This is a genomic window from Ruegeria sp. S263, from assembly GCF_056780525.1.
Genome location: NZ_CM165558.1, coordinates 3,696,738 through 3,716,535, shown reverse-complemented (window position 1 = coordinate 3,716,535; position 19,798 = coordinate 3,696,738). Strand labels below are relative to the sequence as shown.

15 protein-coding genes are annotated in these 19,798 nt (G+C 60.6%); 5 read left to right on the top strand and 10 right to left on the bottom strand.

The window, feature by feature from the left end; translation table 11 throughout:
* Positions 1-40 precede the first annotated feature (40 nt).
* Complete coding sequence (locus ACT2B1_RS18345) at positions 41-751, top strand: GntR family transcriptional regulator (protein ID WP_171124618.1); 711 nt, start codon at positions 41-43, stop codon at positions 749-751.
* Between the two features lie 12 nt (positions 752-763).
* Positions 764-1,855 (top strand): Gfo/Idh/MocA family protein, encoded by a 1,092-nt coding sequence (locus tag ACT2B1_RS18340; RefSeq protein ID WP_481668325.1) that lies wholly within the window; start codon positions 764-766, stop codon positions 1,853-1,855.
* A 2-nt stretch (positions 1,856-1,857) separates the two neighbouring features.
* On the opposite strand, the gene ACT2B1_RS18335 is transcribed toward ACT2B1_RS18340, so the two are convergent.
* The 8 genes from ACT2B1_RS18335 to ACT2B1_RS18300 all read right to left on the bottom strand — a co-directional run bounded on the left by ACT2B1_RS18335 (position 1,858) and on the right by ACT2B1_RS18300 (position 13,512).
* On the bottom strand, positions 1,858-4,482 hold the full coding sequence (locus tag ACT2B1_RS18335; RefSeq protein WP_481668324.1) for a molybdopterin-dependent oxidoreductase: 2,625 nt from the start codon (positions 4,480-4,482) through the stop codon (positions 1,858-1,860).
* Entirely contained in the window at positions 4,479-4,811 is a 333-nt protein-coding gene (gene nirD / locus ACT2B1_RS18330; RefSeq protein ID WP_481668323.1) for a nitrite reductase small subunit NirD, read from the bottom strand. Before nirD ends, ACT2B1_RS18335 begins: the two co-directional genes overlap by 4 nt.
* On the bottom strand, positions 4,808-7,240 hold the full coding sequence (gene nirB / locus ACT2B1_RS18325; protein ID WP_171240128.1) for a nitrite reductase large subunit NirB: 2,433 nt from the start codon (positions 7,238-7,240) through the stop codon (positions 4,808-4,810). The genes nirD and nirB overlap by 4 nt, the downstream gene beginning before the upstream one ends.
* 5 nt (positions 7,241-7,245) lie before the next feature.
* A complete protein-coding gene (locus ACT2B1_RS18320; protein WP_481668322.1) occupies positions 7,246-8,931 on the bottom strand; it encodes an ABC transporter ATP-binding protein in 1,686 nt (561 codons plus the stop codon).
* Positions 8,932-8,936: 5 nt separating this feature from the next.
* Positions 8,937-10,022, bottom strand: coding sequence for an ABC transporter permease (locus ACT2B1_RS18315; protein ID WP_171211081.1), 1,086 nt, complete (start codon positions 10,020-10,022; stop codon positions 8,937-8,939).
* A gap of 96 nt (positions 10,023-10,118) precedes the next feature.
* Positions 10,119-11,486: a CmpA/NrtA family ABC transporter substrate-binding protein gene (locus ACT2B1_RS18310; protein WP_481668321.1), complete on the bottom strand. Its 1,368-nt coding sequence runs from the start codon at positions 11,484-11,486 to the stop codon at positions 10,119-10,121.
* Between the two features lie 272 nt (positions 11,487-11,758).
* The gene (locus ACT2B1_RS18305) at positions 11,759-12,931 is read right to left on the bottom strand and encodes an ABC transporter substrate-binding protein (protein WP_171240131.1); all 1,173 of its coding nucleotides are present in this window, start codon (positions 12,929-12,931) and stop codon (positions 11,759-11,761) included.
* Positions 12,928-13,512 carry an ANTAR domain-containing response regulator gene (locus tag ACT2B1_RS18300; RefSeq protein ID WP_171240132.1) on the bottom strand — a complete coding sequence of 195 codons (585 nt, stop codon included), beginning with the start codon at positions 13,510-13,512 and terminating at the stop codon, positions 12,928-12,930. The genes ACT2B1_RS18305 and ACT2B1_RS18300 overlap by 4 nt, the downstream gene beginning before the upstream one ends.
* Positions 13,513-13,797: 285 nt before the next feature.
* Between ACT2B1_RS18300 and ACT2B1_RS18295 the strand changes: the two genes are divergently transcribed.
* From ACT2B1_RS18295 to ACT2B1_RS18285, 3 genes are all read left to right on the top strand, one after another.
* A complete protein-coding gene (locus ACT2B1_RS18295) occupies positions 13,798-14,952 on the top strand; it encodes a phosphoserine transaminase (RefSeq protein WP_171240133.1) in 1,155 nt (384 codons plus the stop codon).
* Positions 14,953-15,049: 97 nt separating this feature from the next.
* On the top strand, positions 15,050-16,645 hold the full coding sequence (serA, locus tag ACT2B1_RS18290) for a phosphoglycerate dehydrogenase (protein ID WP_171126419.1): 1,596 nt from the start codon (positions 15,050-15,052) through the stop codon (positions 16,643-16,645).
* A 113-nt stretch (positions 16,646-16,758) separates the two neighbouring features.
* Complete coding sequence (locus ACT2B1_RS18285; RefSeq protein ID WP_171124593.1) at positions 16,759-17,490, top strand: metallophosphoesterase family protein; 732 nt, start codon at positions 16,759-16,761, stop codon at positions 17,488-17,490.
* On the opposite strand, the gene ACT2B1_RS18280 is transcribed toward ACT2B1_RS18285, so the two are convergent.
* The gene (locus tag ACT2B1_RS18280) at positions 17,477-18,994 is read right to left on the bottom strand and encodes a malonate--CoA ligase (RefSeq protein ID WP_481668320.1); all 1,518 of its coding nucleotides are present in this window, start codon (positions 18,992-18,994) and stop codon (positions 17,477-17,479) included. The genes ACT2B1_RS18285 and ACT2B1_RS18280 overlap by 14 nt on opposite strands.
* Before the next feature lie 91 nt (positions 18,995-19,085).
* Positions 19,086-19,790, bottom strand: coding sequence for a GntR family transcriptional regulator (locus ACT2B1_RS18275; RefSeq protein WP_481668319.1), 705 nt, complete (start codon positions 19,788-19,790; stop codon positions 19,086-19,088).
* Positions 19,791-19,798 lie beyond the last annotated feature (8 nt).

The following is a 19,798-nucleotide window of genomic DNA, read 5'->3' as shown; positions in this document are numbered from 1 at the left end:
GTGTATCAATTTTTTCCGCGACTCGGTGAACCACCCCGAAATGACTGCCAACAGCCGCAACCCCAACGCGCTGCCGATCTATGTTCAGATCGCCGAGCTTTTGATCCGCGATGTCGCTGCGGGTCGCTTGATTGATGGTGAACGGTTGCCGCCCGAGCGCGAGATGGCGGCGAACCTGAATGTCTCGGTCGGGACGCTGCGAAAATCGCTGGCTGAGCTTGAGAAAAAAGGGATGTTGGAGCGTATTCAGGGCTCGGGCAATTACATCCGCGAGACTGGGACGCAGAACAGTGTTTATGCGATGTTCCGGCTGGAACTGCCCCAAGGCGGTGGCCTGCCGCGCGCCGATATCCTGTCGGTGGATCATCTTGAAAAGCCCGCCGATCTGCCGGAATTCGGCACCTCGGCCAAAGGCTCGCGGGTGCGGCGGATGCGCTATTTGAATGACACAATCATCGCGGTCGAGGAAATCTGGCTGGATGATTCCGCCGGAAAAGTGGATCAGGCGCTGCTGTCGGATTCGCTCTATCGTTATTATCAGCAGCAGCTTGGTTTCTGGATCACACGGGCCGAGGATCGCGTTTCGGTCCGCGCGCTGCCCAAGTGGACACCAGATTCCTTTACCAAACCCGCTGGCGAAACGGCGGGTTATATTGAGCGGTTCAGCTGGTCCGAGGGGCCGGAACCGGTCGAGTTTTCAAAAACGTGGTTCGACCCGGATCGGGCCACTTATGTCCAACGTCTGAAGTAGAAGGAAACGTGCATGACCCGGACCATCCATTACGGGCTGATCGGATGCGGCATGATGGGGCAGGAACACCTGCACAATATCGCGTTGCTAGAGGGCACGCAGGTATCGGCGATTTTCGAACCCGACGCCGAGATGGCCAAAACGGCGCAAGCGATTGCGCCCAGTGCGCAGATGGTGGCGTCGGTCGAAGACCTGCTTGCCGTGGAGGATCTGGATTGCATTGTTATCGCCAGCCCAAATCACTTGCACGTGGATCAGATCGAACAGATCGCGCGGGCGCGGCCTTTGCCCTTGCTGGTGGAAAAACCCCTGTTCACGGACCCGTCGGATAAGGCGCGATTAGAGGCCATCCAGCGCGATTACCCCCATCCGATCTGGGTGGCGATGGAGTATCGTTATATGCCGCCCATCGCTGCCCTGATTGACGAGGCGCAGGTGACCGGCGGGGTCAAAATGCTGACCATCAGGGAACACCGCTTTCCATTTCTGGAAAAGGTCGGCAACTGGAACCGCTTCAACCGCAATACGGGCGGCACGTTTGTCGAAAAATGCTGCCACTTCTTCGACCTCATGCGTCTGATCCTGCAATCGGACCCGGTGCGTGTAACGGCCAGCGGTGGGCAAGCCGTCAATCATCTGGACGAGGCTTACGACGGCGAAACACCCGACATTCTGGACCACGGCTACGTCATGGTCGACTTCGCCTCGGGCGCGCGGGCGATGTTGGAACTGTGTATGTTCGCTGAAGGCGCGCGGTATCAGGAAGAAATCTCAGCGGTTGGTCCGGATGCCAAGATCGAAGCGTTGGTCCCCGGACCGGGCCGTTTCTGGCCCGACCATCTAGGCGATGCGCCGGTGCCGCAACTGATTGTCAGCCCGCGCGCGCCCAAGGGGCCGGTCGCCAAGGACATCCCCGTCGATCCGCGCCTTCTGGCGGCGGGTGATCATAACGGATCCACCTTTTACCAGCATCAAGGCTTTCTGACCGTCCTGCGCGGTGAAAAGCCCGCCCCCGAGGTAACCTTGCAGGACGGGATGTGGGCCGTACGCATTGGTCTGGCCGCGCAGCAGGCGTTGGAGACTGGCGAGTCTGTGCGGTTCTAGGGTTACTGGGCGGCCTCTTTCTGGTGCGCTGACGCCAGCAGGCTTGCCAGTTCCGGGCGGCATGATCCGCAATTGGTTCCGGCCTGCAACGCGTCGCCAATGGCTTCGACGGTCATCAGAGTTTTGGTTTCGATGGCGGTGAGGATGGTGTTCACGCCCAGGTCGAAACAGGAACACAGTACCGGGCCGGGGTCGGGCCGGTCCGCAGGTGCACGACCAGACAACAGGTCGGGGACCTGCGGCAGCGTCGCCAGATAGTCGCGCATCACGGCCACCAGTTCGGGCGCGATGAACAAGGCCGCCACCAGACGCCCGTTTTCGTGAAACGCAAGCCTCGCCAAACTGCGTGCCGGGTCCTCAAGCAGTGTGACGTCGGCATCAGGCAGCCCAAACAGGTTGCGCGCGGCAGTTTGCCAATCGCTGACGCTCTCGGACCCTGCCAATTCCGCGCGGTAGCCGGATTTGGTGGGTGTTTGCGCCCAATATTCGCACGCAGGCGTCATTTCACGATCCGACACCGCAAACCCATACCATTTGGCGTTGAACCGGGTGATGTTCACCACGGACGCTTTGCTTTCGGGTTGCCCCGATACTGGGTCCGTCGCCGCCGCAACCACAGTGTCGATCCGGGCCGAAGGAGCGGTTTCCCCTGTCCAGTGGATGGGCGCAAACACCTGCCCTTTGGTGACATCACGAGTGATCCGCGCCCGCAGGATGGATGTACCATGCGGGCTGGAAACCTGCACCAAATCGGCGGGGTCTATTCCCTTGTCGCGCGCATCGTCGGGGTGGATGTCCAGAAACGGTTCGGGCAGGTGCGCGGACAGGCGCGCGGACAGGCCAGTGCGGGTCATCGTGTGCCACTGATCGCGTAGTCGCCCGGTATTCAGCCAGAACGGATAGCGTGGTTCGGTCTTGGCCGCAGGCGCGCGCCATGTGACCGGCAGCAGCCGGGCTTTGCCGTCAGGATGATAGAACTGCCCATCCGCAAAAAACCGCCCGCCCTGCCGGTTGGCGGTAATGGGCCAGCGCGTCGGCTCCAGAGCGTCATAGCCCGCCGCGTCCAGATCGCTAAGGCCCGAGATGTCGAAATCGCGCCCGAACTTGGCAGCCACACCAGACAGCGTGGCGTATTCGCGGAAAATCTCTCCGGGCGTTTGGTAATCAAAAGCCGAGGCCCAACCCATCCGCCGCCCGACCTCGGCCAAAATGTCCCAATCCGCGCGGGCCTGTCCGGGTGCAGGCAAGACCGAGCGTTGTCGGCTGATCGTGCGATCGGAATTGGTGACGGTGCCGTCTTTCTCGGCCCATGCGGCGGCGGGCAGCAGCACATCGGCCAGTCGCGCCGTATCGGTACGCGCCGTGATGTCCGAGACCACCGTGAACGGACAGGCGGCGATGGCGTCGCGCACTGCGTTGGCCTCGGGCATCGACACCACGGGGTTTGTATGGATCACCCACAGCGCCTTGAAGCGGCCGTCGCCCACGGCGCGGAACAGATCCACGGCCTTGAGGCCCGGAGCCTCGGGCATGGTCGGGGCCGACCAGAAATCGCGCACAGCGGCGCGGTGATCGGCGTTTTCGATATCCAGATGACAGGCGAGCATATTGGCCAGCCCGCCGACTTCGCGCCCGCCCATGGCGTTGGGCTGACCGGTGACTGACAGCGGACCACAGCCGGGCTTGCCGATGCGCCCCGTGGCCAGATGGCAGTTCAGGATCGCGTTGACCTTGTCACTGCCCGCGCTGGATTGGTTCACGCCCTGACTGAAGATTGTCACGACCTTTTCAGTGCCCATCCACATCTGACAGAATTGCGCGATGTCGTCGGGGTCCAGTCCTGTGACAGAGACGTTATCGGCCAGCGCGCTGTCCAGCGCCGCGTGAATGCCGGTGGTGTGGGTCAGGAAATCGGTATCCACCAGCCCGGCGGCGTCGATCTGCGTCAGCAGGTGATTGAACAGAGCCACATCGCTGCCCGCAGCAAGTGGCAGGTGCAGATCGGCACTGTCACAGGACGCCGTGCGGCGCGGGTCGATCACGACGATCTTGGTCCCGCGCGTTTGCCGCGCCGCCATCAGGCGCTGATACAGAACCGGGTGGCACCACGCCAGATTGGACCCGGCCAGCACGACCAGATCGGCTTCGTCCAGATCCTCATAGGTGCCGGGCACGGTGTCGGTGCCAAAGGCGCGTTTGTGGCCCGCAACGGTCGAGGCCATGCACAGCCGCGAATTCGTGTCGATATTGGCCGAGCCGATGAAGCCTTTCATCAGCTTGTTGGCGACATAGTAATCTTCGGTCAGCAACTGGCCCGAGACATAGAAAGCCACCGAATCCGGCCCGTGTTCAGCGATGGTGTCGCGGAAGCGGTCGGCGACCAGTTGCAGGGCATCGTCCCAGCCGGTCTGCTCGCCCGAGACTACGGGCGACAGCAGCCGTTGCGACAGGCCCACCGTTTCGGCCAAGGCCGAACCCTTGGAACACAGCCGCCCCTGATTGGCCGGGTGATCCGGGTCGCCGGTGACGGTCAGGCCCCCCGCGCCATCCGGTTGCAGCAGAACACCGCAACCCACCCCGCAATAGGGGCAGGTTGAGCGCGTAGCGCAGGCACTCAGGTCTTTCACGCGGCGCTCCTTTGCCCCAATGTGGTGCTGTCCAGCAGGATGCGTTCGCCGTCCAACTGCACTGAATAAGTGGTGATCTGGCCTTCATCCGCGCCCTGCGCCTGCCCTGAGTTCAGGTCGAACACCCAATTGTGCAGCGGGCAAGTGACGGATTGCCCATGTACGATGCCCTCGGACAGGGGGCCGCCCTTGTGCGGGCAGGTGTCCGAAGCGGCAAAGACTTCGTCCTCAGCCGTGCGGAACAGGGCGACGCAGCCAACGGGCGTTTTCACCACGCGTGCGCCGCGCAGGGGGATGTCGTCGATATGTCCGATGTCGATCCAGCTCATTCTGCGGCCTCCAATGTCAGATCGGCGATAGGCGCAAAGCGTTGGGCTTCTTTGGCGTGTTCTGCCCACGGGTCTTTGCGATAGATGGATTGGCTGAGTTCAAACCGCTCGACCAATGCGCGGCGGTTGTCGAGGTCATCCACCACGGTTTCCTTGATCCAGTCGAGGCCGACCTTCGCCATCCATTTATACAGGCGGTCCAGATACTTGCCGCCCTCGCGATAGGCCTGGGTGACGGCCATGACGACCTCGATCGCCTCATCCTCAGCGGGCACCTGAACCAGCAGCTCGGTTTCCTTGACGTCCATGCCAGCGGCACCGCCAATGCTGATCTGATAGCCACTGTCGACACAGACCACGCCGATATCCTTGCACGTCGCCTCGGCACAGTTACGCGGGCAACCCGAAACCGCCAGCTTCAGCTTGTGCGGCGTCCAAGAGCCCCAGAGGATCTTCTCTAGCTTCACGCCCAGCCCAGTGCTGTCCTGTGTCCCGAACCGGCAGTGATCGGTGCCGACACAGGTTTTCACCGTGCGCAGACCCTTGGAGTACGCGTGGCCCGAGACCAGCCCGGCCTTGTTCAGATCGGACCAGATATAGGGCAGGTCCGTGCCTTTCACGCCCAGCAGGTCGATACGCTGCCCGCCGGTGACTTTGACCGTGGGAACATCGTACTTCTCGGCCGCATCTGCGATGGCACGCAGTTCTGCCGGGTTGGTGATGCCACCCCACATACGGGGCACGACGCTGAATGTGCCGTCCTTTTGAATGTTGGCGTGTTTGCGTTCGTTGACGAAACGGCTTTGCGGGTCGTCCTGATATTCCACTGGCCAGTCGGCCAGCAGGTAGTAGTTCACCGCCGGGCGGCAGACATGGCAACCGTTCAGCGTCTTCCAGCCCAGCTCCTGCCAGACGGCTTCCTGATTTTTCAACTCTTGCGATTTGATCAGGCGGCGGATGTCTTCGTGGGTCAGGTCGCAGCAACCGCAGATCGGTTGGGCGGTGGGCATCTGGAAGTCATCGCCCAGTGTGACCTGAAGCAATTGTTCGACCAGTCCGGTGCACGTCCCGCAAGAGGCGCTGGCCTTGGTGGTCGCGCGGATCGCGCCCAGATCGGTTGCGCCATCTGCAATGGCTGTGGTGATGTCGGATTTGCAAACGCCGTTGCAGCCACAGATTTCCGCCTCAGGCGGCAATGCTGCAACGGCTGAGAGAGGGTCCGCAGAGCCGCCCCCCTGATAGGCCGGGCCAAAGATCAGCGTCTCACGCATCTCGGATACGTCCTCGCCATTGCGGATCAGGCCGAAGAACCAGTTGCTGTCACCGGTGTCGCCATACATGACCGCGCCGACCAGCTTGTCACCTTCCAGCACCAGCCGTTTGTAAACGCCGCGCGCCGGGTCGCGGAACACGATGTCTTCGCGGGTCTCGCCCTCGGCAAAATCTCCGGCGCTGAACAAATCACAGCCGGTGACCTTCAGCTTGGTCGAGAGCGAACGTTGTTTGAACGCTGCGTCCTCGCCCAGCAGGGTCTGCGCCAGCACCTTGGCCTGATCGTAGAGCGGCGCGACAAGGCCAAAGACCTCGCCCTGATGCTCGACGCATTCGCCTACGGCATAGACATCGGCGTCCGAGGTGATCATTTGGTCATCGACATGAATACCCCGACCCACGGCAAGGCCCGTTTCCTGCGCCAGCGCGGTGTTGGGGCGGATGCCCACAGCCATCACCAACAGGTCGCAGGGCAATTCCGTGCCGTCCTCCAACAGCAGCGCCCGGGCCTTGCCATCCTTGCCCGCGATCTCGGTCGATTTGGCATTCAGCAGAACGGTGATGCCTTTTTCTTCCAGCGATTTCTTCAGCAGATACCCTGCGGCAGGGTCCAGTTGACGCTCCATCAGGTGACCCATGATATGCACCACGGTCACGTCAGCGCCGCGCGCGGCCATGCCTGCGGCGGCCTCAAGCCCCAGCAAGCCGCCGCCAATCACGACGACCTTGTTGCCCGTGCCCATGCCCATCATCTGTTCGGTGTCTTCCAGATCGCGATAGGCGATCACGCCGTCCAGGTCGTGCCCCGGCATCGGGATCATGAAGGGGTTCGACCCGGTGCCGAAGATCAGTTTGTCATAGGGAACGTGACCGTTTTCGCCTTCGACCACTTTCAGGTCGCGGTCGATTTTGACGACCTTCTCGCCAAACCGGCAGGTGATGCCGCGCTCTGCGTACCAAGTGTCGTCATGGGTGACGATCTCTTCATAGGTCTGATCGCCTGCGAGAACTGGGCTCAGCATGATGCGGTTGTAGTTCCCGCGTGGCTCGGCGTTGAACAGGGTGATGTCGAACGCATCGGGGGCAGCGTCGGTCAGGTGCTCCAGCACCTGGCCCGAGGCCATGCCGGCTCCGATGACTACAAGTTTCTGTTTCATAGCGTTCACTCCGCAGCGATGGCCTTGGGGGCAGGGGATTTTGGCTTGGGTTTGGCCCCGTGTTCGTATTCCTCAAGGAAATCCAAAACCTCTTGCCGGTATTCGTAGTAATCAGGGTGGGCCAGCAGCGCCTTGCGGGTGCGCGGGCGGGGCAGGTCGACATTGGTGATTTTACCGATGGTGGCCTGTGGGCCGTTGGTCATCATCACCACGCGATCGGCCAGCAGGATCGCCTCGTCCACATCATGGGTAACGCAGATCGTGGTGACTTTGGTGCGCGACCAGACCTCCATCAGAACCTCTTGCAATTCCCACCGGGTGAGGCTGTCGAGCATCCCGAAAGGCTCATCCAGCAGCAGCAGTTTCGGCGACAGGGCAAAGGCGCGGGCGATGCCAACACGCTGACGCATCCCGTTCGACATATCGGCCGCGGATTTGTCCATCGCGTCGGCCAGACCGACCCGTTCAAGGTAATATTCCACCACATCCTGCCGCTCGGCCTGGCTGGCGCGCGGATACACGCGGTCGACACCAACCGAGACGTTTTCCTTGGCGGTCAGCCATGGGAACAGCGAAGGCGACTGGAACACCACGGCGCGTTCTGGGTCCGCGCCTTCGACGTGGCGGCCATCCAGCTTGATCGCACCTTTCGAGATTTCGTTCAGACCGGCGGCCATTGTCAGCACCGTGGACTTGCCACAGCCCGAGTGGCCGATCAGCGAGATGAACTCGCCTCGGTTAAGTTTCAGGTTGAAATCCTCGACCACGGTCAGCGGGCCTTTGGGCGTGGGGTAGACCTTGTGCAGCTGGCTGAAATCCAGATAGCGCTCGTCGATCAGACCCGACTGTGCCTCCTTCACCGCAGCCGGAACACCATGGATCGGGGTCACGTCCGGCAGGGTCTTGGTACCTTCGACCTTGGCCTCGATCCCCACATCCATCAGATATTTCGTGACCTCGCCGCGCAGCGCCTTGAACGTCTCGTCATGGTTCATGGCGGACCGGTCGCGCGGGCGGGGGATCGAGACCTTGAACTCGGTCCCCAGCGTGCCATCGGGGTTCAGCGGAATGATACGGTCGGCCAGCAGGATCGCCTCGTCCACGTCATTGGTGATCAGGACACAGGTCTTGCGGTCGGACTCCCATATCTTTTCGATTTCTTCCGCCAGATTGCCTCGGGTTAGGGCATCCAGCGCCGACAGGGGTTCGTCCAGCAGCAGCACCTCGGGGTCCATCGCCAGCGCGCGGGCCACGTTCACCCGCTGACGCATCCCACCCGACAATTCGGCGGGGCGACGGGTGGCGGCGTGGCTAAGGCCGACCATGCGGATGTAATGGGCTACCTTTTCCTCTTTTTCAGGTTTGGGCATCTTGGTAAAAACCGCATCCACGGCCAGCCGCACATTGCCCGTCACGGTCAGCCACGGCATCAGCGAGTAGTTCTGGAAGATCACCCCCCGTTCCGGCGCGGGGCCGGTGATAGCCTTGTCGCGGAAGGTGACGCTGCCTTTGGTGGGGAATTCGATCCCCGCCATCAGGTTGATCAGTGTGGTTTTGCCGGTGCCAGAAAAGCCCAGCAGCACCACGAACTCACCTTCCTGAACCGAGAGGTTGATGTCTTTCAGCACATCCGTCGCAGCGGTGCCGGTACCGAAAGATTTGCTGACATTCTTGAAGTCGATCACAGCCATATCGGTCACCGGTTGTTCGAGAAGGTAAACAGCGACTGCAACGCATACATCACGCGATCCAGCAGGAAGCCGATGATGCCGATGGTAAAGACGGCAACCATGATCTTGGCCAGTGAGCTAGAGGAGCCGTTCTGGAACTCATCCCAGACAAACTTGCCCAGACCGGGGTTCTGCGCCAGCATCTCGGCCGCGATCAGGACCATCCAGCCAACGCCCAAGCTCAGACGCAGGCCGGTGAAGATCAGTGGAAGGGCCGAGGGCAGCACCAGCTTGGTGATCTTGGTATAGGTGTTCATTTTCAGAACTTTTGAGACGTTGACCAAGTCCTTGTCGATTGACGCCACACCCAGCGAGGTGTTGATCAGCGTGGGCCACAGCGAACACAGCGTGACAGTGATGGCCGAGATCAGGAAGGACTTCGCGAACCAGCCGTCATTGGTGACGTAAACGGCCGAGACGATCATGGTCACGATGGGCAGCCAGGCCAGCGGCGAGACCGGTTTGAAGATTTGGATCAGCGGGTTCAGCGCCGCATTTGCGGTGGGCGACAGACCCGCAGCGATACCCAGCGGAACGGCCACGATAGTTGCGATCAGAAAGCCGAAGAACACGGTTTTGATCGAGGTCCAGATCTGTGTGTAATAGCTGGGCGCGCCGGTATAGGCGACCTCTTTGACCTTTTCAGGCTGGCCTGCGTCTATGAACTTCTGGTTACGCTTTTCGACCATCGCCTCGAACTTGGCCTTTTTGGCGGCCTTGGCCTGCGCGTCCTGATGCAGGCTGACGGCTTCGGACCAGACCTGCGCCGGGCCGGGGACGGCCCCCAGCGAGGTCTGCACCTTGGGGGCCAGCGTGCCCCACATCAGCAGGAAGGCGAAGATGGCCAGCAGCGGTACGACCAGCAGGCGCCAAATCTCGCCCATCTGGGCGCGCGGGTTGTCGCCTGCGCCAGCCTTGAGGATCGGGGTGATCCAGGCCAGGCCCAGAACCTGAAACCATTTATCGGCGGCGTTGATCCGGGTGAACAGGCGGGCGCGGCGGGCCTCGCGTTCAGCATCAGCGGATAGCGTATCGTGGTCGATGGCTGTCATCTTGCGGTCTCCTGGCCCGGTCGATCAGCGCCAGGCGGGGGTGGAATTCTGTTTGGAAGGGGAAGCCCCGGCCAAACGGGCCGGGGCGAGGGGGCGTTAACCCTGAACTTCGGTGCCGATGACGACCTGCTCACCCTTCAGGCCGATCGGCAGGCTTTGCAGATAGGCGTTGGGCTGGCGGGCGTCATAGGGAATGCCGTCGATGATATCCTCGGCAGGCGTGGGGGCTTTGTAGCCATCGCCGTCCCAGGGGAAATCGGCTTCGTTGGCCAAGCCTTCGTCGACCAGAATTTTCGCAGCGTCCAGATAGATGTCGGGGCGATAGACGGACTTGGCGACCTCGTCATACCACGCATCGGTCTGCGGCTCGGCGATCTGGCCCCAGCGGCGCATCTGGGTCAGGTACCAGATGGCGTCCGAATAAAACGGGTAGGTCGCGTTATAGCGGAAGAACACGTTGAAATCGGGCACTTCACGTTTGTCACCCTTCTCGTATTCAAACGTGCCTGTCATCGAGTTCGCGATCACGTCATAATCCGCGCCCACATATTCCGGCTGGCTCAACATCTCGACCGCAGCGGGGCGGTTGGCGTTATCGTTTTCATCCAGCCACATCGCGGCGCGGATCAGAGCTTTGGTGACGGCGCGGGTGGTGTTGGGGTACTGCTCGGCGAACTCGGCATTAATGCCGAAAACCTTTTCGGGGTTGTTCTTCCACAGCTCGTAATCGGTGATGACCGGTACGCCGATGCCCTTGAACACGGCCTGCTGGTTCCACGGCTCACCAACGCAATAGCCGTAGATGGTGCCTGCCTCCAAAGTGGCGGGCATCTGCGGCGGAGGCGTCACCGACAGGAATACATCCGCGCCAATCTGACCGGTCACGTTTTCAGGGCTGTAGTAACCGGGGTGCAGACCACCTGCCGCCAACCAGTAGCGCAGTTCGTAGTTGTGGGTCGATACCGGGAAAACCATGCCCATGTTAAAGGGCTTGCCTTCGGATTTGTGTTTCTCGACCACCGGGGCCAGAGCCTCGGCCGAAATCGGGTGCTGCGGGCGGCCATCGTCCATTTTCGGGATATTGGGCTTCATCTCTTCCCAGACCTCGTTCGAAACGGTGATGCCGTTGCCGTTCAAGTCCATCGAGAAGGGGGTGATGATATGCGCCTCGGTGCCATAACCGATCGTTGCGGCCAGCGGTTGACCGGCCAGCATATGCGCGCCGTCCAGTTGCCCGTCAATCACACCGTCCAGCAGCACTTTCCAGTTGGCCTGCGCTTCCAGCGTGACGAACAGGCCCTCATCCAGAAAGTACCCGTTCTCATAAGCCACAGCCAGCGGGGCCATGTCGGTCAGTTTGATAAAGCCAAAGGTCAGTTCGTCCTTTTCCAGCTCCAGCGTTTCAGCCAGCGCCGGGCTAAGCAGGGCGGTGGTGGCGACAAGGCCTGCAAGCAATTTCTTCATGTGGGTCTGTCCCTTTCTTGGTCCCGGCCATCCGGGAGGGGTGAAAAACAAAAAGCCGCTGCACGCTCTGACCGGGAGGAGTGGCCAGAGTGTGAGCGGCTTTGCTCAGTCGTTCCCAAACTTTGGGAGGAATTCTTGCGGCACACGCCTTTGCGTACCGATGGGTTCACAGTGGTAAATGCGCCGGTGCCGTTCAAGTGATTTTGCTGCGACGCGGCGTTAAATGCTGCGATTGCGCACTATGGGGCGCGGTTCTGCCTAATTCTTGGGCGTCAGATATCCTGAGGGTCAAAAATGCGCCCGTCCAGAAACGCATCCCGTTTCAGCGATAGCTGTCCGTTATGGGATGCAACGGGTGTGGTGCCGCGAATCGCGCCTTCCAGCTTTTCCGACGCACCGGGCAGATCGGCGCCCAGCCCGACCATCTGATCGCGGTAGATATCGCTGCGGAACACGCTGCCTGCCTGCGCCAGCGCCAGATGGGGATCCAGACCGTATCTCTGAGCCAGACGATGCGCGATCCACTTGGCCTGACTGCGCCACGGGAAATTCGCGGCCCCGTCGTGAAACTCGACAAACCCCGGCACCTCGCGCTGCTCGGCATGCCCGGTGATCGTGAACCGACCCGACAGCGCCCGGTCGATCAGTTCCGAGGGCAGGTTCAGATAGGTATCGCGCGCAAGGATTTCGGCGGCGGCGGTGTGACTGCCCGGCTGATCCAACCAACGCCCGGCGCGCCAGACGGCCCGCATCAGCTTGCCCAGCAGGTGCGGCTCGGTATCCGCCCAGTCGGTGCGCACGGCCAGCACCTTTTCCGGCGCAAAGGCCCAGATCGCCTGACCGGGCAGCAGTAACGCCCCTGCCTGCGATTCCACCGCGACCGAGCCCCAGGGTTCCCCCACGCAGAACGCATCTACATCGCCTTCGGCTAAGGCCTGCGCCATCAGCGGCGGCGGGATGGTGCGCACCTCGACCCCGATTTTGGACAGTTCGGTGGCTTCAAGCCAGCAATGCAGCAGTTCCACATGCAGCGAAAAAGGGAAGGGCACGCCAAAAACCAGTGGCCCGTCCGCGACCGAGGCCAGCGTTGCGGCCGCCTTGAACGGATCGCGGAAATCGAACCCGTATCCCGTGTCGCGCAGGCGGGTCTCCAATGCGCGGCTGACGCCGATGACATCTCCATTTACCGATAGGACCGACACAGCGGACAAAGGCTGCGTCACCCCGCCCAGCCCCAATGCCATGGCAACAGGGACCGGCGACAGCAGGTGCGCGGCATCCACCCGCCCAAAGGACAGCATGTCACGCACGGATGACCACGAAGGCGCTGCGATCAGGTCCAGCTCGACCCCTTCGGCGCGAGCCAAGCCCATTTCATGCGCCACGATCAGGGGGGCGGCATCCACCAGCGGAACATAAGCAACGGGCAGGGTCACAGCATTCATGACAATAGCCCCGAGGCTGTGACCAGCGCCTCGGCCACATCGGCGACGCGGCGGCCCTGATCCATCGCGGCTTTGCGCAGCAGGGCATAAGCCTCTTCTTCTTCAACCCCGCGCGCCTTCATCAGCAAGCCCTTGGCGCGGTCGATTACTTTGCGTTCTTCCAGCGCACGCTTGGTCTCGGCCAGTTCACGGCGCATCTGGCGTACGATCTGGAACCGCGCGATGGCGGCGTCCAGCACGGGCTTCAAGCGGTCCGGCTGCATCCCGTCGACCACATAGGCTGACAACCCAGCCTCGATCGCGGTCGAGGCCAGATCACCGGCAGCGCCCGACACGAACATGGCCACGGGTCGTTCCAGCGGGCCGGATGCCAGCGTCAGCTCCTCAAGCATGTCACGGGTCGGGTTGTCGATGTCGATCAGCACCACATCGGGCACCAGCGAGGCTATCTTGCGCGCAAGGCTGGAGACATTGCCGATCACATGCACATCATAAGCCCCGGACGACTTGAGCGCGTCGACGATGGCAATCGCACGCTCGCGGTCTTCTTCAACAACGACAATGGTCAGGGTATCGGGCATGGGACCTTTTCACTGTGCTTCAGAATGATCACAAGTGTTCCGGGCCCTTTCCGTTGCGGTCCGAGGGGAGCTGCCTAAAAATTAGTCAAAAGCTCACCGAGTCGCGTTAACGGACTGCAAATCTTTCGCCTATCGGAAACTCATGACTGCGGATCGGGCGAAATTGAATGTCGTTTTCCGACTTTGAAGCGTCTTTTCCGCTTGCTGCAGCGCGGCGGGCTTTCTAGGTGTGGCGGCGGGACACCCCTCCCCAACGAGGGGCGTGTATCTGGAAGGGTAATACACATGAGCATTGAACAACCGGTCACGCGGCCGGCCAATCCGCGTTTTTCCTCGGGCCCCTGCGCCAAACCTCCGACATTTGATCTGACTAAACTGGCCGATGCCGCGCTGGGCCGGTCGCACCGTGCCGCCGTTGGCAAGGATAAGCTGAAGGCGGCCATCGAAGGCACGCGCGAGGTGCTGGGCATTCCGGCGGATTACAAGATCGGCATCGTACCCGCATCTGACACAGGCGCGGTCGAGATGGCGCTGTGGTCGCTTTTGGGCGAACGCAAGGTGGAGATGCTGGCGTGGGAAAGCTTTGGCGCGGGCTGGGTGACTGACGTGGTCAAGCAACTGAAGATCGACGCTGAGGTGAAAACCGCCGAATATGGACAGATTGTCGATCTGGCTTCGGTCGATTTCGCCAATGACGTGGTGTTTACGTGGAATGGCACGACCTCGGGCGTGCGAGTGCCCAATGGCGACTGGATCGCGGATGACCGTCAGGGTTTGACGATCTGTGATGCGACTTCGGCTGCCTTTGCGATGGACCTGCCCTGGGACAAGCTGGATGTGACTACATTTAGCTGGCAAAAAGTGCTGGGTGGTGAAGCAGCGCACGGGATGCTGATCCTCAGCCCGCGCGCGGTGGAGCGGCTGGAAAGCTACACCCCCGCATGGCCGCTGCCCAAGATTTTTCGCCTGACCAAAGGCGGCAAGCTGATCGACGGTATCTTTACCGGGGCCACGATCAACACGCCCTCGATGCTGGCGGTCGAGGATTACCTGTTTGCGCTGGACTGGGCGCGCTCGGTTGGTGGGTTGCAGGGGCTGATCGCACGTGCCGATGCCAATGCCGGTGCGGTGCACGCCTTCTGCGACCAGAACGATTGGATCGCCAATCTGGCCGAAGACGTGGCGACGCAGTCGAACACCTCGGTCTGCCTGAAATTCACAGATGGGTGTATTCAGGACGGTGCAGCTTTTGCGAAAGCCGTAGCCAAGCGGCTTGAGGCCGAGAATATCGCCTTGGACATCGGTGCCTATCGCGACGCGCCTGCGGGCCTGCGGATTTGGTGCGGCGGTACTGTCGAGACCTCGGATATCGAAGCGATGCTGCCGTGGCTGGCCTGGGCCTTTGAAGCCGAGATCGCGGCACAGTCTGAGGCTGCCTGAACCGCAAGTGCCGGGCTGAAGCCCGGCCTACACCCCCTCTCAACGTAGGGCGGGCTTCAGCCCGCCACCCGTAAAACTCTTTAAAGGACCAGAGAATATGGCCCCCAAAGTACTCGTATCTGACAAGCTCAGCGAAACAGCCGTGCAGATCTTCCGCGATCGCGGTATCGACGTGGATTTCATGCCCGATCTGGGCAAGGACAAGGACAAGCTGGCCGAGGTGATCGGCCAATATGACGGCCTTGCCATCCGTTCGGCCACCAAGGTCACGCCGACCCTGCTGGAAAAAGCCGACAATCTGAAAGTCATCGGTCGTGCCGGGATCGGCACCGACAATGTCGACAAGGAAGCGGCGTCTAAGAAGGGCGTGATCGTGATGAACACGCCCTTTGGCAACATGATCACCACCGCCGAACACGCAATTGCGATGATGTTCGCCGTGGCGCGGCAAATCCCCGAGGCCAGCACCTCGACCCATGCGGGCAAGTGGGAAAAGTCGAAATTCATGGGGATCGAGTTGACCAACAAGACGCTTGGCGTCATCGGTGCAGGCAACATTGGCGGGATCGTCTGTGAACGCGCGCTGGGTCTTAAGATGAAAGTGGTCGCCTATGACCCTTATCTGGGCGAAGAGCAAGCCGCAAAGATGGGTGTCGAAAAGGTCGAGCTGGATGAGTTGCTGGCGCGGGCCGATTTCATCACCCTGCACGTGCCTTTGACGGATCAGACCCGCAACATCCTCAGCCGTGAGAACCTGGCCAAGACCAAGAAGGGCGTGCGCATCGTGAACTGTGCGCGTGGCGGTCTGGTCGACGAGGACGCGCTGGCTGACCTGCTGCAATCGGGCCACGTTGCGGGCGCGGCCTTTGATGTGTTCAGCGAAGAACCAGCCAAGGAAAACGCGCTGTTCAATCTGCCCAACGTGGTCTGCACACCGCATTTGGGTGCTGCAACGACCGAGGCGCAGGAGAACGTCGCGCTGCAGGTTGCCGAACAGATCTCGAACTATCTGCTGACCGGTGCCGTGGAAAACGCGCTGAACATGCCCAGCGTGACGGCTGAAGAAGCCAAGATCATGGGGCCGTGGATCAAACTGGCCGGGCATCTGGGGAGCTTCATTGGCCAGATGACGGATGAGCCGATCAAGGCGATCAACATCCTGTATGACGGTGTCGCGGCTGAGATGAACCTGGCGGCTCTGAACTGTTCGGTCGTGGCCGGGATCATGAAGAAATTCAATCCCGAGGTGAACATGGTTTCAGCGCCGGTTGTAGCCAAAGAACGGGGGATCAAGATCTCGACCACCAATCAGGACAAATCGGGCGCCTTCGAAGGGTACATCAAAGTGACCGTCGTGACAGAAAAGCGCGAGCGGTCTATCGGTGGTACCGTTTTCAGCGACGGTAAGCCGCGTTTTATCCAGATCAAAGGCATCAATATCGACGCCGAGGTGGGTTCGCACATGCTCTACACCACCAACGAGGACGTGCCCGGCATCATCGGTGCACTGGGTCGGACCATGGGCGACCACGACGTCAACATTGCAAACTTTACTCTGGGCCGGTCCGAGGCCGGGGGCGAGGCCATTGCCTTGCTGTACGTGGATGAGCCTGTTCCGGCCGAGGCGCGAGCGCAATTGGCGGAAACCGGTCTGTTCACACAGATCAAGCCGCTGAAATTCGACGTTGCGTAAGCATCTTTAAACGGACAACAAATTTAATGCCCGCGCTCAGGTAGTGCGGGCATTGTCTTTTTTCGCTGACCATCATAGGCCGCACACGCGGCGCGCTAAGAAAGGGCATTGCAGTGACGACACCAATCTACGCCGTCGGGGATATCCATGGGCAGCTTGATATGCTGCAGGATGCGCTGTCGCGGATCGAGAAAGATGGCGGTCCCGATGCGCGTGTCGTGTTTCTGGGGGATTACGTGGACCGGGGGCCGAACAGTCGCGGCGTGCTTGACCTATTGATCGAAGGTCGGCGCGCAGGGCGGAACTGGGTGATGGTCAAAGGAAACCACGACAGGATGATGGCGCGGTTCGTCCAAGACGCCGAGATCGCCGACACGCACCTTCCGATCACGCTCAACTGGTTGCACCCGCGTCTGGGTGGGCGCGAGACCCTGGCCTCTTACGGGGTTATGATCGACGATACAGACCGTATCTATCAGGCTTATGAACGCGCGCGTGATGCAGTGCCGCAAGCGCATCTTGATTTCATCAATGCCTTGCCGACTTACCACACGGAAGATGATCTGTTGTTTGTGCATGCCGGTATTCGCCCCGGGGTGCCCTTGGATCAGCAGTCGGAGAATGATCTGGTTTGGATTCGGCACGAATTCCTTAGGGACATGAATGCGCATCCATGGCTGATCGTGCATGGGCATACGCCGGTGGATCAGGTTGAACATTGCGGCAATCGGGTCAATCTGGATACGGGTGCTGGCTACGGTCATCCACTGTCGTCAGCCGTGTTCCAAGGGCGGCAGTGCTGGCTTTTGACGGATCGCGGGCGGATGCCGCTTATGCCTGTGTGAACAAGTCCTGATACCTTTCCCGCAGTATGTTTTTCTGAACTTTTCCCATCGTATTGCGGGGCAGTTCGTCCAGCACGATAAGCTTGCGCGGATGTTTGAAACGGGCCAGTTCTTTTTGCACATTTGCCTGAATCAACGCGATATCCGGTGTTTGGCCCGGTTCCACCACCAGAATACCCAGAACGGTTTCGCCAAAATCCGGGTGCGGTACGCCGATCACGGCGCTTTCCAGCACGCCGGGTTGATCATCCAGCACCAGCTCTACCTCTTTTGGGTAAACGTTATATCCGCCCGAGATTATCAGGTCTTTGCCGCGCCCGACGATATGAACATACCCGTCCGCGTCCACGTGCCCGAGATCACCCGTGATAAAGAACCCATCGTCGCGCAATTCGGCGGCTGTCTTTTCCGGCATGCCCCAATAGCCCTGAAAAACATTGGGGCCGCGCACCTCGATCATTCCAATTTCACCCTGAGGCATCGCGTCGCCGGTGTCCGGATCGGTGACCTTGAGCTCGACATCCGGTAAGGGAAAGCCAACTGTTCCGGCACGGCGTTCCCCGTCATAGGGGTTGGACGTGTTCATGTTGGTTTCGGTCATGCCATAACGTTCAAGAATGCGGTGACCAGTGCGTGCCTCAAACCGCTCGTGCGTTTCTGCAAGCAGGGGGGCCGATCCTGAAATGAACAGCCGCATGTGCTGCGCCAAATCGCCGGTAAATCGGTCATCGGCCAGCAGGCGTGTGTAAAAGGTCGGGACGCCCATCATGGAGGTGGCCTGCGGCATCAGGCGCAGCACGTCGTCCAGATCGAATTTCGGCAGAAATATCATCGACCCACCTGATGCCAGCGCCACGTTCGTCGCCACAAACAGCCCATGTGTGTGAAAGATCGGCAGCGCGTGCAAAAGCACATCGTCGCGGGTGAACCGCCATTCCTGCACCAAAGTGTCTGCGTTGGACAGCAGGTTGGCTTGTGACAGCATCGCCCCCTTGGATCGTCCGGTCGTGCCCGAAGTATAAAGGAAAGCCGCCAAGTCATCCTCGGTCCGTCGAACCGGCTCAAAGGCGGGCAACATGCCAAGCGCACGCCGCATAAGGCTGCCTGTGCCGTCAGAACTCAGAGTTTCAAGCCGCGCATTTTGTGCTTGGGCGATTGGCGCAAGGTCTGCCTCGTTTCGGGGATCGCACAGGACCAGCGACGCGCTGCTGTTTTCGATAAAATAGGTCAGCTCGCCAACCGTGTACCCCGTGTTGAGCGGCAGAAAGACCAATCCGGTTTGCGCACAGGCCGCATAGACGGCCAAGGCTTCGGGCGACTTTTCCACCTGAACGGCAACCCGGTCTCCGGGCTCCAGGCCATATCCGGTCAGTGCGTTCGCGATCCGTGCCGCCATGTCCAGAAACGCGGCATGGGTCAGAGTCTCGCCATCCGGCAATTGCAGGAACGGGGTGTCTTTGCCCGCGTGAATGCCAAACAAGCGATCATAGAGCGGGTTGCCCATGCCATCAGTCCCTTATGCCGGAATATCCGGTTCTGAATCTGGCTTGGATTGCAGGGGCGGTAAAGTCAAAATTGCGAAAACCCTGATCCTCTCAGAACTGAGTGGTCATGCGGTACCCGGCGGCAAAATACATCTTGGCAAAGGTAACCGGTCGCCCCTCAAGCCACGTGATGCGTTCACCTGTAAAAACCGGCTCACCTTCTGCGACATCCAGAAAATCAGCCAGTGCTGCATCGGCGCGACTGGCCAGAAAGGTCAGTTCCACATTGGTGAAAGGCACGGTCTGGATCAGCCATTCATTCGGGCCGATCTCCGAAAAATTCGCCTGCTTCACTTGCGGTACGCTGTCGGTAACGATCCAGCGGTCCTCGTACTGAAATGGGGTGTTGCCCGAATAGTGCATGCAGCGCACATGCATGACGTCCCGACCCGGCGATAAGGCGAGCCGAGCGGCCAGCCAGTCGGGGGCTGTTTTTTGATCGCAGGATACAAGCGCATAGCGATAGGTTCCGCCCAACGCCTCAACCTCGTCCCGCACCATGGGGATGGTGAAACGCGCCTGTCGTTGCGGTGCGCTCAAGACCCGCGTTCCGGCCTTGCGGCGACGTTCCAGATATCCTTCCTCGGCCAGTTCCCTCAGCGCCCGGTTGACGGTGGTACGGGTGCACGAAAACTCGGTGGCAAGTTCCGATTCATTCGGCAGCAGCGAGTCCGGCTGCCAATCACCGGACCGAATACGTGCCAGAACGGTTTTCTTGATGTCTTTGTAGCTGGTGTTTTCGGTGGATTGGGTCATGTGGCCTC

Bases quoted from the DNA above. Each gene is read 5' to 3' on its own strand.
- ACT2B1_RS18295 (WP_171240133.1), top strand. From the start codon at position 13,798: ATGAGCATTGAACAACCGGTCACGCGGCCGGCCAATCCGCGTTTTTCC.
- nirB (WP_171240128.1), bottom strand. From the start codon at position 7,240: ATGAAACAGAAACTTGTAGTCATCGGAGCCGGCATGGCCTCGGGCCAG.
- serA (WP_171126419.1), top strand. From the start codon at position 15,050: ATGGCCCCCAAAGTACTCGTATCTGACAAGCTCAGCGAAACAGCCGTG.
- ACT2B1_RS18275 (WP_481668319.1), bottom strand. From the start codon at position 19,790: ATGACCCAATCCACCGAAAACACCAGCTACAAAGACATCAAGAAAACC.
- ACT2B1_RS18320 (WP_481668322.1), bottom strand. From the start codon at position 8,931: ATGGCTGTGATCGACTTCAAGAATGTCAGCAAATCTTTCGGTACCGGC.
- ACT2B1_RS18305 (WP_171240131.1), bottom strand. From the start codon at position 12,931: ATGAATGCTGTGACCCTGCCCGTTGCTTATGTTCCGCTGGTGGATGCC.
- ACT2B1_RS18340 (WP_481668325.1), top strand. From the start codon at position 764: ATGACCCGGACCATCCATTACGGGCTGATCGGATGCGGCATGATGGGG.
- ACT2B1_RS18315 (WP_171211081.1), bottom strand. From the start codon at position 10,022: ATGACAGCCATCGACCACGATACGCTATCCGCTGATGCTGAACGCGAG.
- ACT2B1_RS18345 (WP_171124618.1), top strand. From the start codon at position 41: ATGACTGCCAACAGCCGCAACCCCAACGCGCTGCCGATCTATGTTCAG.
- ACT2B1_RS18300 (WP_171240132.1), bottom strand. From the start codon at position 13,512: ATGCCCGATACCCTGACCATTGTCGTTGTTGAAGAAGACCGCGAGCGT.
- ACT2B1_RS18310 (WP_481668321.1), bottom strand. From the start codon at position 11,486: ATGAAGAAATTGCTTGCAGGCCTTGTCGCCACCACCGCCCTGCTTAGC.
- nirD (WP_481668323.1), bottom strand. From the start codon at position 4,811: ATGAGCTGGATCGACATCGGACATATCGACGACATCCCCCTGCGCGGC.
- ACT2B1_RS18280 (WP_481668320.1), bottom strand. From the start codon at position 18,994: ATGGGCAACCCGCTCTATGATCGCTTGTTTGGCATTCACGCGGGCAAA.